This is a genomic window from Priestia sp. P5_B4, from assembly GCF_056400385.1.
On the sequence record NZ_JBFULJ010000019.1, the window covers coordinates 19199 to 32014 of the forward strand.

The 12816-nt window shown below is 38.6% G+C and carries 10 protein-coding genes; 2 read left to right on the forward strand and 8 right to left on the reverse strand.

The window, feature by feature from the left end:
* Window positions 1-8: 8 nt before the first annotated feature.
* The 6 genes from AC1DRF_RS04475 to iolG form a co-directional block, all read right to left on the reverse strand.
* A complete protein-coding gene (locus AC1DRF_RS04475; protein WP_427076887.1) occupies window positions 9-1034 on the reverse strand; it encodes a LacI family DNA-binding transcriptional regulator in 1026 nt (341 codons plus the stop codon).
* A gap of 60 nt (window positions 1035-1094) precedes the next feature.
* A complete protein-coding gene (gene iolE, locus AC1DRF_RS04480; RefSeq protein WP_477740374.1) occupies window positions 1095-1991 on the reverse strand; it encodes a myo-inosose-2 dehydratase in 897 nt (298 codons plus the stop codon).
* Window positions 1992-2075: 84 nt separating this feature from the next.
* On the reverse strand, window positions 2076-4010 hold the full coding sequence (gene iolD, locus AC1DRF_RS04485) for a 3D-(3,5/4)-trihydroxycyclohexane-1,2-dione acylhydrolase (decyclizing) (RefSeq protein WP_477740375.1): 1935 nt from the start codon (window positions 4008-4010) through the stop codon (window positions 2076-2078).
* A 112-nt stretch (window positions 4011-4122) separates the two neighbouring features.
* Window positions 4123-5580, reverse strand: a complete 1458-nt coding sequence (locus tag AC1DRF_RS04490; RefSeq protein WP_427076889.1) for a CoA-acylating methylmalonate-semialdehyde dehydrogenase — start codon at window positions 5578-5580, stop codon at window positions 4123-4125.
* 73 nt (window positions 5581-5653) lie between these two features.
* Complete coding sequence (gene iolC, locus AC1DRF_RS04495) at window positions 5654-6661, reverse strand: 5-dehydro-2-deoxygluconokinase (RefSeq protein WP_477740376.1); 1008 nt, start codon at window positions 6659-6661, stop codon at window positions 5654-5656.
* Between the two features lie 76 nt (window positions 6662-6737).
* On the reverse strand, window positions 6738-7760 hold the full coding sequence (gene iolG, locus AC1DRF_RS04500) for an inositol 2-dehydrogenase (RefSeq protein ID WP_427076891.1): 1023 nt from the start codon (window positions 7758-7760) through the stop codon (window positions 6738-6740).
* A 429-nt stretch (window positions 7761-8189) separates the two neighbouring features.
* Between iolG and AC1DRF_RS04505 the strand changes: the two genes are divergently transcribed.
* Window positions 8190-9470 (forward strand): MFS transporter, encoded by a 1281-nt coding sequence (locus AC1DRF_RS04505; RefSeq protein WP_013055219.1) that lies wholly within the window; start codon window positions 8190-8192, stop codon window positions 9468-9470.
* A 63-nt stretch (window positions 9471-9533) separates the two neighbouring features.
* On the opposite strand, the gene AC1DRF_RS04510 is transcribed toward AC1DRF_RS04505, so the two are convergent.
* Together AC1DRF_RS04510 and AC1DRF_RS04515 are read right to left on the reverse strand one after the other, a co-directional pair.
* Window positions 9534-10532: a LacI family DNA-binding transcriptional regulator gene (locus AC1DRF_RS04510; RefSeq protein ID WP_013055218.1), complete on the reverse strand. Its 999-nt coding sequence runs from the start codon at window positions 10530-10532 to the stop codon at window positions 9534-9536.
* Between the two features lie 137 nt (window positions 10533-10669).
* Window positions 10670-12001, reverse strand: a complete 1332-nt coding sequence (locus AC1DRF_RS04515; RefSeq protein WP_477740377.1) for a prolyl oligopeptidase family serine peptidase — start codon at window positions 11999-12001, stop codon at window positions 10670-10672.
* Window positions 12002-12271: 270 nt separating this feature from the next.
* Between AC1DRF_RS04515 and AC1DRF_RS04520 the strand changes: the two genes are divergently transcribed.
* Entirely contained in the window at window positions 12272-12481 is a 210-nt protein-coding gene (locus AC1DRF_RS04520) for an alpha/beta-type small acid-soluble spore protein (RefSeq protein WP_016762907.1), read from the forward strand.
* Window positions 12482-12816 lie beyond the last annotated feature (335 nt).

The following is a 12816-nucleotide window of genomic DNA, read 5'->3' on the forward strand; positions in this document are numbered from 1 at the left end:
GATTGTATTCAATTATTTGTAGATGCTGTGCCTTCCCTTCGTAACGGAGCCGTTGATTTCCGAACAATCAATTTTGGCTCAAGAAGCAAATGTTCTTTATGCATCGCTGGATATTTCATTTCTCTAACCAGCAAATCCACTACGTTTACAGCCATTTCTTTTGTCGGCTGTGCTACTGTCGTCAACATGGGCGTAATGGTAGTAGAAAGAACCGTATTATCAAAGCCAATCACTGATAAGTCTTGCGGTACATCAATTTTGAATTCTTTTGCAGCTTGGATAACTCCGATAGCCAGTAAATCGTTACAAGCAAAAATAGCCGTCACTTTCTCCTTCATTGAAAAAATTTGCTTAGCACTTTCATATCCTTTTTGAATACTTGCTTCGGTCGTAATAACGTGCTGAGGCGGCACGATGATTCCATTTTCTTGCATAACGTCTCGAAAAGCATCTAAACGGGCGTGATTGCTTTTTGCATTTTCTGTAATAATCGCAATTTTTTTATGATGCAAAGACAGCAAATAATCAGTCGCTAAATAGCTCCCTTTGTAGTCATCCACTGTCACTGTATTAACAGATATGTGAGGAATTTCTGAAGCAATAACGCTAATCGGTATATCTTGCTTAAGCATATTTTTTAAAAGATTAGCATTGCGAAAAGCAGAAGCTACAATTAAACCGTCGATTCTCTGACGTATTAACAGCGATAGATACTTTTTCTCTTTTTCCGCATCGTTATCGGTATTGCACATTACAACATGGAAACCTCGCTCATGACTTCGGTCTTCTATGCTTCTTGCCAAATCGGCAAAAAAAGGGTTGGAGATGTCAGGTACGAGAAGCCCAATCGTTTTAGTGGGTTTTCCTGTTAAAGCAGATGCTACGACGCTTGGATGATAATTCAACTGCGCCATAACCTCAATTACTTTTTGTCTTGTTCTTTCACTAATATGACCGGTTTGATTGATGACTTTTGATACCGTAGAAATTGATACACCTGCTTCTTCAGCCACACTATAAATGGTTGGCTTCATTTCCTCTCCTCCTTTCCTTTCATAAACACATAAAAGGCGTAAAATCTTTTACAATGGAAATTAAAGACCGCTTTTTTCTTTAATAAAGTTTCTTGCTTTTAACGCATATTCAAAAGGATTAGCAAGGGCTGGATCCTGTTCTGCTTCTACGACAAACCATCCGTTGTAATCCGAAGTGGCAAGCGTAGTAAATACTTCATCAAATTCAATAGCTCCGTCACCTGGAACAGTAAAGGCTCCTTCTTTTACCGCTTGCAAGAAACTTAGGTCTTGTTCTTTGACTCGATCAACTACTTCTTGACGAATATCCTTTAAATGAACATGCTTAATACGGTGCAGATATTTTTTTAAGATATAAAGAGGTTCTGCTCCTGAAAAGACAAGATGACCGGTATCAAATAGCAGCGAAACAAGCTCCGGATTGGTAAGCTCCATTAGCTGCTCAATTTCTTCTGTTGTTTGTACACCTGTTCCCATATGATGATGATAGACAATATGCATATCTTTTTCTCGTGCCAGTTTCCCAAGATGGTGCAGGCCTTCTGCAAGTCTTCTCCACTCTGTTGGCGTGAACACAGGCTTTTCTTTAAATAAAGGAACATCCATCAACCCTTGAATGCTGTGCCCTTGTTCAGACACAACAATTACTTTTGCTCCCATTTCGTATAAAAAATCGCGATGTTCAATGAATGGCGTTACCGTTTCTTCCAGCGGCTTTGTTGTTAAAAATGTACTAAACCATGCACTTGCAATTTCCAAATTCCGAAGCGATAATGCCTTTTTTAAGATTGAAACATTTCGCGGATATTTGTTTCCGACCTCACTTCCTTTAAAACCGGTTAAAGCCATCTCACTGATACACTGTTCGAATGTATTTTCAGCTCCCAGTTCAGGCATATCATCATTTGTCCAAGCAATTGGAGCAATCCCCAGTTTGACCGTATTTTCCTTGAACATCTCTTCCTCTCCCTTATATGAAATTAAAACCTCTTTTATATTTATCGAATGTTTCTCTTCAACAACCTCATTTTCTCCTGCTCCTTAATAAACTCTTGCCATTTCAAGGTTTTTCACCTTWTCTTCATAAGCTTCCTGTACATGCTGATTTTTAGATACCTCTGCTACTCCTACATGCCACCATGATTCATAACCGTTCGTCATAGTTTTTGGCAGTACTTTAATATCAATTAGCGTAGAAACCTCTTGTTTTTGTGCATCTTCTATCGCCGTTTTTAATTCTTCAAGAGAACTTACGCGATACGTTTTTACACCGTAGCCTGCGGCGCTGGCTGCAAAATCAATTTTCATCACGTTTCCGTTTAGTTTTCCTGTTTCATCGTTTCGATAACGAAACTCTGTGCCAAAGCTCCCCATACCGTTTGACATTTGAAGGTTATTAATGCACCCGAAGCCTGAGTTATCAAACAGTAAAATGTTTATCTTTTTTCTTTCTTGAAGGCTTGTAATAAGCTCTGAATGAAGCATTTGATAGCTTCCATCTCCAACCATCGCATACACTTCCTTAGCTGGTTCTGCCAGCTTAACTCCAAGTGCGCCTGATACTTCATATCCCATACATGAATATCCATATTCCATATGATAGGTATTAGGTTTAGTAGACTTCCACATTCTCTGTAAGTCGCCTGGAAGACTTCCTGCTGCACCAACAATGACGGAGTTGTCATCAAGGAGCTTATTCACCTCTCCAATTACTTCGGTTTGCGTTAATTGAGTACCAAGTGATTCTACATATTCAGCTAAGCTTTCATCTAAATGACCTTGTATTTCCGGAACAAAATCTGCACCAGTAAAACGTATGTTATGCAGACGCTCTAATTCTGTTTCCCATGCGTCTTTAGCATTTGCAATTTCTGTTGTATAACCAGACTGATAGCCAATTGATTTTAGCTCTTTCATAAGAGCAAGCAATCCTTCTTTTGCATCAGCTACAAGTTTCACAGCATCAAGTTTATTTGCATGAAATTCAGACGTGTTAATGGTAAGAAATTGCACGTTGGGATGTTGAAAAAGCTGTTTAGATGCTGTTGTAAAATCAGTAAATCGAGTGCCTACTCCAATTACTAAATCTGCTTCTTTAGCGATTGTATTAGCAGCTGAGTTCCCTGTTACACCTATTCCGCCCAGATTATAGCGATAGTCACTTTCAACGGCACTTTTCCCTGCTTGAGTTTCTCCAAATGGAATATGGAACTCACTAGTAAATTGTTTTAACTCTTTTACAGCTTCTGAATACCGAACGCCTCCTCCACAAATGATGATTGGCTTTTTCTTTGTTTTCATTAATTGAATTGCATCTGCTAGACTGTCCCTAGTCGGAAGGCGGCGCTCAATGCGGTGAACGCGCTTTTGAAAGAAATAAGCTGGAAAATCCCATGCTTCCCCCTGCACATCTTGAGGCAAACAAATAGTTACAGCTCCCGTATCTGCTGGATTCGTTAATACACGCATCGCATTAATCATAGCTGTCATCAATTGTTCAGGGCGGCTTACGCGATCCCAGTACTTACTCACTGGTCGAAAAGCATCGTTTGTAGAAATAGATAAATCATATGACTGTTCAATTTGCTGCAAAACGGGATCCGGCTGTCTAGTTGCAAATACATCACCAGGAAGCAGCAAAATTGGAATATTATTAGCTGAAGCAGTGGCTGCCGTTGTAACCATATTTGCTGAACCTGGCCCCACTGAAGATGTGCAAGCCATAATTTGCTTTCGATGTTTTTGTTTTGCAAAAGCCATCGCTGCATTGGCCATTCCTTGTTCATTACGTCCTTGATATACATCTAGATTTCCTGGATCTTCTTCCAAAGCTTGCCCAAGACCTACCACATTTCCGTGCCCGAAAATTGTAAAAATCCCTTTAATAAACTGATGCTGCTTTCTATCAAATTCAACATACTGCTGATTTAAAAACTTCACTAATGCTTGTGCCGTCGTCATTCTAACTGTTTCCATGCTTCTTTCTCCCTTCTAGTACTAGATTGCGATTTTAAAAAAGGAAGCATAAGGAATATCTTTAATTCCTGATACTTCCTTTAAAAATGAGATGCGATTTTTAATGAATTACTTACCAGCGCGTTGTTACCATTTTCTTTCTTGTATAAAACTCCACGCCATCCGTACCGTTTGCATGAAGATCACCATAAAAAGAATCTTTCCAGCCAGAGAATGGGAAGAATGCCATAGGTGCCGGTACCCCTACATTTACTCCTAACATACCAGATTCAATATTTTCACGGAACTCACGTACACTTGCGCCGCTATCTGTATAAATACAAGCACCGTTTGCAAATCGAGAGTTATTAGCTACTTCAATAGCTTCTTCTAATGTTTTCACACGTACAATGGACAGCACAGGTGCAAAAATTTCATCTTGCCAAATTTTCATTTCTTGCGTAACATGATCAAAAATCGTTGGTCCGACAAAGTAGCCATTGCCATTTACTGCTGCATCTGTGCGACCGTCACGAATAAGCTTTGCTCCTTCTTGCACGCCTGATTCAATATAGCTGAGCGTACGCTCTTTATGATTTTCACGAATAACTGGTCCTAAGAAGACATTTTCTTCTAAGCCGTCGCCAATTACAATATCATTTGCTTCCTCTACTAATCTTTCAATTAGCTGATCCGCAATTTCTTCTTGTACAGTAACAACAGATGCTGCCATACAACGTTCACCTGCTGAACCAAAAGCGGCTCCGATAATTTGTTTTGTTGCTACGTTCAAATCTGCATCCTTTAATACAATTGAATGGTTTTTAGCACCGGCTAAAGCTTGAACACGCTTTAAGTTTTCCGTACCTTTTTTGTACACGTACTCAGCTACAGGCTGGGAACCTACAAACGAAATAGCTTTCACTAACTTATGTTCAAGAAGACCGTTTACCACATCATGCGCGCCGTTTACAATGTTTAATACACCTTTTGGCAAACCAGCTTCTTCAAACAGCTCAGCTAATCTTGCAGCTAAAAGCGGTGTACGTTCAGAAGGCTTTAACACAAATGTATTGCCGCAAGCGATCGCAAGCGGGAACATCCAGCAAGGAACCATCATTGGAAAATTAAACGGCGTAATTCCCCCAATGACACCAATTGGGTAGCGGTACATGCCAGACTCAATGTCTGTTGCAATATCAGGAAGCTGTTTCCCCATCATTAACGTAGGAGCACCCGCCGCAAATTCTACACATTCAATACCACGCTGCACTTCGCCTCGCGCTTCGTTAAAGCTTTTTCCGTTTTCAACCGTCACTAACTTTGCTAATTCATCCCAGTTATCTACTAATAGCTGCTGATACTTGAATAAAATTCTTGCACGTTTAGGCACGGCTGTTTTTGCCCACCCTTTGAACGCTTCATTTGCTGCTTGCACCGCTTGATCTACGTCTTCTTTTGTAGAAAGAGGTACCTGTGCGATTAATTCACCTGTCGCTGGGTTATACACAGGTTCCGTTTTTGATGTAGCTGATTCAATCCATTGTCCACCAATATAGTTTTTTACTGTTTTCACTGCTGTCTGTGTCATAGAATATCTCTCCCTTTATCTCATTTTAATAAGTTGCTATTCCTTTAATCTCTCAAGATTTTCCCTTTGTTTATTAAACTTCCTGCAAAACTTCCGTTGCTGTCTCCATAAAGTTGAAGAGCTCAACGCTTGTCGGCATAGCATCTGAACAGCTGTGTTTTGAAATTACAATCGAAGCGGAGGCACCCCCCAATCGCATTGCCTGTGGAATTTCCATCCCTTGCATCAATCCGTAAATAAAGGCTGAAGCATATGAATCACCAGCGCCAAACGTTTTCAGAACTTTTGTTTTAAATATTCCTCCGCGGTGAGATTTACCATCTCTTGTATAGGCAATAGACCCTTCTCCACCGTGCTTAATCACGACGATTTGAGCATGGTGAGAAAACCAGCGCTCTGCTGTTACTTGATCATTAGATTCTTTATAATTTAAAAGTTTTTCCATCATGTCAAACTCTTCTCGCGTACCAATAATTACATCTGATTTTTCAGCGGCTAAATTAAAATAGACTGCCGTTTCAGCTTCCGATTCCCATGTATATGGACGATAGTCGATATCAAAAAACACTACAACTTCATGCTTGCGTGCGTGTTCTAGTGCTAAAAACACTGCTTCACGAGAAGGACTTTGCGCAAGAGCTGTTCCAGATATTAAAAGTGCCTTTGACTGTTTGATATATTCTTCGGATACTTCTGTAGGACTTAGCTTTAAATCCGCTACGTTATCACGATACATTAAGATGCTGCAATCTGTAGGGCTCTTGATTTCCGTAAAAGCAAGCCCCGTTACGGCCCCCGTTTTATCAACAACAATGCTATCTGTATTAATCTTATTTTTTTGCAGATAATCCATAATGAAGCGTCCCATTTGATCATCTGATACTTTTCCGATAAAACCGGTTTTTAAGCCTAGCCTTGCTGCTCCAATCGCAATATTAGCCGGAGAGCCTCCGACATATTTAGTAAATGTTTTAGTCTCTTCCATTGGACGCTGTGTTTCATTTGCATTTAAATCAATACATAAACGGCCAACAGCGATGAAATCTAACCCACGATTTTCTTTAAAAACAAGCGGATTCATCTTTATTCCTCCTTAGTTAAGCGCTTTCCTAAAAGGGTAGAAAGACCAATTTCTTTCATCCCCACGTTTACTGTCATTAATTCACTGCGTATTTTTTATGTTCAATCTTCACTGGCTGCCCGGATAGTAAAGATTCTTTTGCTGCTTTAGCAATCCGTTCTGCTTGTAACCCATCGTTCCCTGTACAAATAACGCTTTGCTTTTCCATAATTGCTCTTGCAAACTGTGTCACTTCCGCTATGTACGCTTGTGTATAGCGCTCAAGAAAGAAATACAGCGGCTTCTCTTTGACTACGCTTTCGCCTGTTGATATTTCTACTGTAGTAGGACGGCAATTGTCAGCGGCAGCTGCACCTTTTTCACCAAAAACTTCAAGGCGCTGATCGTAACCGTAGACAGCTTGACGACTGTTATCGATTACACCTAAAGCTCCATTTGCAAATTTTAATGACACAATTGCTGTATCTATATCCCCTGCTTCTTCAATAGCAGGATCGATGAGCGTCGTGCCGTAAGCCGATACTTCAATTACTTCACTGTCCATTACATAACGAGCCATATCAAAATCATGAATCATCATATCCATGAACAATCCTCCTGAAGCGCGAACGTATTCGGGACTCGGAGGCTGAGGATCTCTGGAGGTGATTTTTAAAATGTGCGGCTGTCCTACTTCTCCTTGCTGTACAAGATCATGCACTTTTTTAAAGTTGGGATCAAAGCGTCGGTTAAAGCCAACTTGAAGCTGCACGCCATGTTCTTTTACTACTTCTAACGCTTGGAATGTTTCTTCTACTGAAAAACTAACGGGCTTTTCACAGAAAATATGCTTTTTCGCTCGAGCTGCTTCTTTAATAATCGATGCGTGCGTATTCGTTGGCGAACAAATGAATACGGCATCAATTTCTGGATCAGCTAATAAATCTTGATAATTTGTTGTTAACGTCGAAATTTCTTTACTTGCAGCCCATTCATGTAAATGGTCTACTACCACATCTGAAACCGCTTTAATTTTTATTTGCGGCATTAATTTTAAATTATCAACGTGTAATTTCCCTATGCGTCCAGCACCAATTATTCCAATTGTAAGAATCCCCATCTTATTTTCCCCTTTAATTAAAAGTTAAGAAAACATTCGCTCAAACCTTTATACAGGTTAAGCGCTTTCCTGATTCCAATTATACATAACGTTTTCTGAAATGCAAACAGTTTTTATAGATTATTTAGAATATTTGTTTTTTAACATTCTAAATGCACACTATAAAAAACTATTTTTATTTTTTATCTATTTATCGATGAAACATAAAGAAATTCTCTATATTCAAGTATTTTTATCATGAATTCAATGATTATTGACTTACATACTAATATTTTTATGATCGAAATAATTTAATTGAAAATTATATATATTTAAAATTTTAATTGACGTTCAAAAAATGTAAGCGTATACTTTTTATCAAATAGATTAAGCGCTTAACCAAATTAGTTTGATGTTTTACACAAAATAATCGATCTGGTGGTGTGGAAAATGAATGAATTTATTTCCAGAAAAACGGCTTTAGACAGGATTGGGATCCCTTCTCATTTAACGTGGGGATACATAGGTATTATTGTTTTTATGATTGGCGATGGTTTAGAACAAGGATGGTTATCTCCTTATCTTGTAGAACGAGGTTTAACCATTGAACATGCTGCTTTACTGTTTACTGTTTACGGCATTACGGTCTCTGTTTCTTCCTGGTTCTCCGGCGTACTGGTTCAACTGTGGGGTCCTAGAAAAGCAATGGCATTCGGCTTGATATCCTTTATTATTGGTTCAATTGGATTTATAGGTTTAGGACTTCATATTATGAATTACACCATTATACTAATTTGTTATGCTCTTAGAGGATTTGGTTACCCTTTATTTGCTTACTCATTCTTGGTCTGGGTGTCTTACCGCACGCCCCAGGAAATGCTTTCAAAAGCAGTAGGCTGGTTTTGGTTTGTCTTCCAGCTCGGATTAAGCGTAATCGGAGCCTTTTACTCAAGTTATATGGTTCCAAAAATCGGAGAAATCGCTACCTTATGGAGTGGTTTACTTTTTGTTTTGATCGGTGGAATCTTTTCGATTATTATGAATAAAGACAAGTTTACCGTACAAAAAGTAAACGATAATAAAACAAAAGAATTAATGAAAGGGATTACAATTGCATTTGAGAACCCTAAAGTAGGAATCGGCGGTATCGTAAAGATTATTAACTCTGCTGCTCAATTTGGATTTGTTGTTTTCTTGCCAACATATATGATGAAACATGATTTTACGATGAGTGAATGGTTGCAAATCTGGGGTACATTGTTTTTTGTGAATATGGCTTTTAATATTATTTTTGGTATTGTTGGAGATAAGTTTGGCTGGGTAAATACAATCAAATGGTTTGGCGGAGTTGGATGCGGAATTGTAACACTTGCTCTCTACTATGTACCGCAATTCGTCGGACATAATTATTGGGTAATGATGATTGTCGCATGCTGTTACGGTGCAACGCTAGCAGGTTATGTCCCTCTTACAGCGTTAGTGCCTTCTTTAGCTCCGGAGAATAAAGGAGCTGCAATGTCTGTGTTGAACTTAGGATCTGGACTTTCTGCTTTTGTAGGTCCTTTAATTGTGACCGTTTTTATTGGTCTTTTGGGCACGGGCGGCGTAATTTGGATCTTTGCTTGCTTATACTTCTTTGGTGCTTTTCTAACTGGTTTCCTTACGATTCCAACAGAGACAACTATTAAAGGCGAAACAATAAACGAAGTCAAAAGTCCGGTCTCTCTATAAATATGCTTAAGAAGAAAAAGCTGCAGGTGTCTCAACACCTGTAGCTTTTTTATCTTCTCTATTTTATAACTTTTTTACCGACGCACGTTCTACTAGTTCGGGAATAATCGTTACTCGCTGTTTCGCATGCTCTTCTTTTTTCATAGACTTTAACAGCTGTTCAAACGTACTAGTAGCCATCTGAGAAATGGGTTGTTCAATCGTTGTCAAACCCGGCTCAGCAATATCAGCATAAATCGTATTATCGAATCCAATTACCGACAGATCTCCCGGGATCGAAAGCCCCTGCTTTCTTGCCTCGTTTATGAGCGATACCCCAATTAGATCTGTACATGCAAAGACTGCTGTTGGCCTATTAGGTAAGGAAAGCAGCTGTTTACTTGCTCTCCTGCTATCTTCTACTGTTGAATAACAGCTGATAATGGATTGATTTTCTAGTGATAAATTTGCTTCTGTGAGCGCTTGTTTAAATCCCGCTAATCGTCCCTCACTGCTTTTTCTATCTTTTTCAGTCATAATTGTTACCGATTGATGACCTTTTTCTATTAAATACGTACCTGCGATATATCCTCCGCGAACGTTATCAATTGTCACTACATGCGTTGAAATAGAAGGATGGTCAACTGAAAACAATACAAGCGGTACATCATGCTTCACGATCTTCTTTACGAGCTTCGTATCATTTAGTTCGGTTGCGATAATGATTCCATCTACTTGTTTTTTAAATAAAAGATCTATATATTCATGTTCGCGCGCAGTTTGATGATCTGTACTGCATAAAAAAAGCGTGTATCCCGCTGCTCTAGCACTATTTTCAAAAGCTCTTGCTACCTCTGCAAAAAAAGGATTCGAGATATCAGGAACTAGAACACCGATCGTGTACGTCTTTTTTCCTGTTAACGCCGCTGCAACACTGCTAGGCTGATAATCTAATTCCATCATTACTTCATTCACTTTTTTTATCGTTTTTTCACTAATACGGCCTGTTTGATTGATTACTTTGGATACAGTGGCTATTGATACCCCTGCTTTTTTCGCAACATCGTAAATGGTTGGTTTCACTTTCACTGTTCCTTTCTTCGTGATCTCTTTCCTTATTTTATCACGAAAGTATTCAATCGTTTATTTTAGATACAATCTTTCGTTTTAAAAGAGAAATAAAAAAGCTGTTCAATGTGCAACAGCTTTTTTTAAAATGATTAATTTTTCAACGATTGTTTGCTCATCCATTCCATTATGCTTGTTGTGCTTCCGTTTATTTTAGCGTTGGGCTCATTATTATACAGATATATCCAAGATGAATGTCCATTATACTGATAGGGCGAACCATCGTTATTTTTATACAAGCCTGTGGTGTCATGGACATCCTCAAATAGTGATAAATAAACATTATTTGCATGGCTTTTCACCAAACGTTCATAAGTTGGAAGAGTGTTAATTGTTGGCGGAAGGACCGTATCATTCTTGGCGGCTACGAACCAAATAGGTGTTTCTTTCATCTTTTCAATATCTTGATTCGTAATTAATCTATCATTTAGTCCTTCACATACTGGAAATGCTGCTGCAAAGTATTTTGGATAATCACGAATCATAAGCATAGTCATATATCCGCCATTAGATGCTCCTCCGATATAGATTCTATTGGAATCAATATCAGGATTTTTAGAAACATATTCTTCAATTAAGGCTATCAGTGATTCTTTATAAATAGAAGTTCCATCCGCTTTACTCGTATAACCATCCATCCATTTTGTTGGCGCTTGCGGTACTAAAACGTAGGCACCTTCAAAATAAGCCTGAGTTTCTTTTGTGATAAAACTAACAGCTTTATTGGCAGATAAGGGAATTGTTGCATCTGTTCCTCCCTCTCCTCCACCATGTAGCCAAATGATTAATGGATTCTTTTTCTTATCCTTTGCCGGTGCATGACTTGCGTATGCTAATTCTATATCTTGATATATACCTTTTTTAATTGTAAAATCATCTACGAGTTCTTTTTTCTCTCCCGCAAACTGTTTCACTACAAGCCCTGACAACTTTCCTTTATTTGTTATCATGTCTTTTTGCTGAGTAATGGTATATTGACTGTCTATCCATGCATTTAACCCTGTACCATATTCATCGTAATTTAGTGGTGCTCCTAATGAAACAGCTGCTCCAACTTCCATTTCTAAAACTGCATATTTTCCAGTATGTACGGCTGGTTGTCCATCTTTATCGGATACATAGGCTTTTTTTACTGTACGACCTCCTTGTTCCAATAAAGACGGTTCTAATCGACTATCACTTCGAGCCACATGCACCTTAAACGTTTCTTTTGTAAGTGAATTGGTTGGAACAGGTTCACCTAAGTCAATAATAATTTTTGTGATCGCCGCTCCCCAGTCATAAATCTCTGTCACTGTACGATAGGATGTAGATTTTTCGTGCGTCTGCTTCGCCAGCGCTGCTTTCTCATAAGAGAGTACAATGCCAATTGCTAAACTCAATGTAATAGCCAATAGTACAGACTTTTTTAACCTTTGATACATAGCAAATCTCCTCCTTTTAAATAGAATAGGAATATTAAAATTCTCCTTCTATCTTAATCGTTTTGTAACCGCTTACTTATTTGTGTTCTATTTTACTTGCCCCCTCTCTCTTTCTACACATAATTATTTTCCGTTACCTAGCGGAAACTTTTGGTTCTTTATTCCAATAAGCATATTCTATAAGTCCCTGAAAAAATTTTTTTATTTTATGTATAAAAACTATCTATTAATCAAATCATAATCTTAACCTTATAAWAGGAGTTGATTATGATGGCAAACAGCAGAAATAAGAGCAGCAACGAATTAGCAGTACACGGTGCTCAACAAGCAATCGATCAAATGAAATATGAGATCGCTAGTGAATTTGGCGTAACTCTTGGTCCTGACACAACTGCACGCGCAAACGGCTCAGTAGGCGGCGAAATCACAAAACGTCTTGTGCAAATGGCTGAACAGCAACTTGGCGGCGGACGTTTCTAAATCACTATCATAAGCAATACGGCTGGAGGAAGAGCGAATAACCGTTCTTCCTTTTCCCATTTTTACATAATCTCTTATCGCATTTCTTCTCCTCTATATGTATCTAAAACAAAACCTCTCCATAACGTTTACGTTCCGTTATATAAGGTTCTCTTTCTCTCACAATAGATTGTTTATGATAAAACATAAAAAGAAGTTCCTTTTATAGGAACTTCTTTCATCTCACTCTATAAATGTGCAAGCTCTTTAGATATCTTTTCGCTCTTTGCTTTTAGCTGCTCTTGCTGACCTTCTAAGTCAGCAAGAACAGCTAATACTTCCGTATTCTCTGGTTC

Coding starts and splice junctions, on each gene's coding strand:
- AC1DRF_RS04475 (WP_427076887.1), bottom strand. CDS start 1,034: ATGAAGCCAACCATTTATAGTGTGGCTGAAGAAGCAGGTGTATCAATT.
- iolE (WP_477740374.1), bottom strand. CDS start 1,991: ATGTTCAAGGAAAATACGGTCAAACTGGGGATTGCTCCAATTGCTTGG.
- AC1DRF_RS04490 (WP_427076889.1), bottom strand. CDS start 5,580: ATGACACAGACAGCAGTGAAAACAGTAAAAAACTATATTGGTGGACAA.
- iolC (WP_477740376.1), bottom strand. CDS start 6,661: ATGAATCCGCTTGTTTTTAAAGAAAATCGTGGGTTAGATTTCATCGCT.
- iolG (WP_427076891.1), bottom strand. CDS start 7,760: ATGGGGATTCTTACAATTGGAATAATTGGTGCTGGACGCATAGGGAAA.
- AC1DRF_RS04505 (WP_013055219.1), top strand. CDS start 8,190: ATGAATGAATTTATTTCCAGAAAAACGGCTTTAGACAGGATTGGGATC.
- AC1DRF_RS04515 (WP_477740377.1), bottom strand. CDS start 12,001: ATGTATCAAAGGTTAAAAAAGTCTGTACTATTGGCTATTACATTGAGT.
- AC1DRF_RS04520 (WP_016762907.1), top strand. CDS start 12,272: ATGGCAAACAGCAGAAATAAGAGCAGCAACGAATTAGCAGTACACGGT.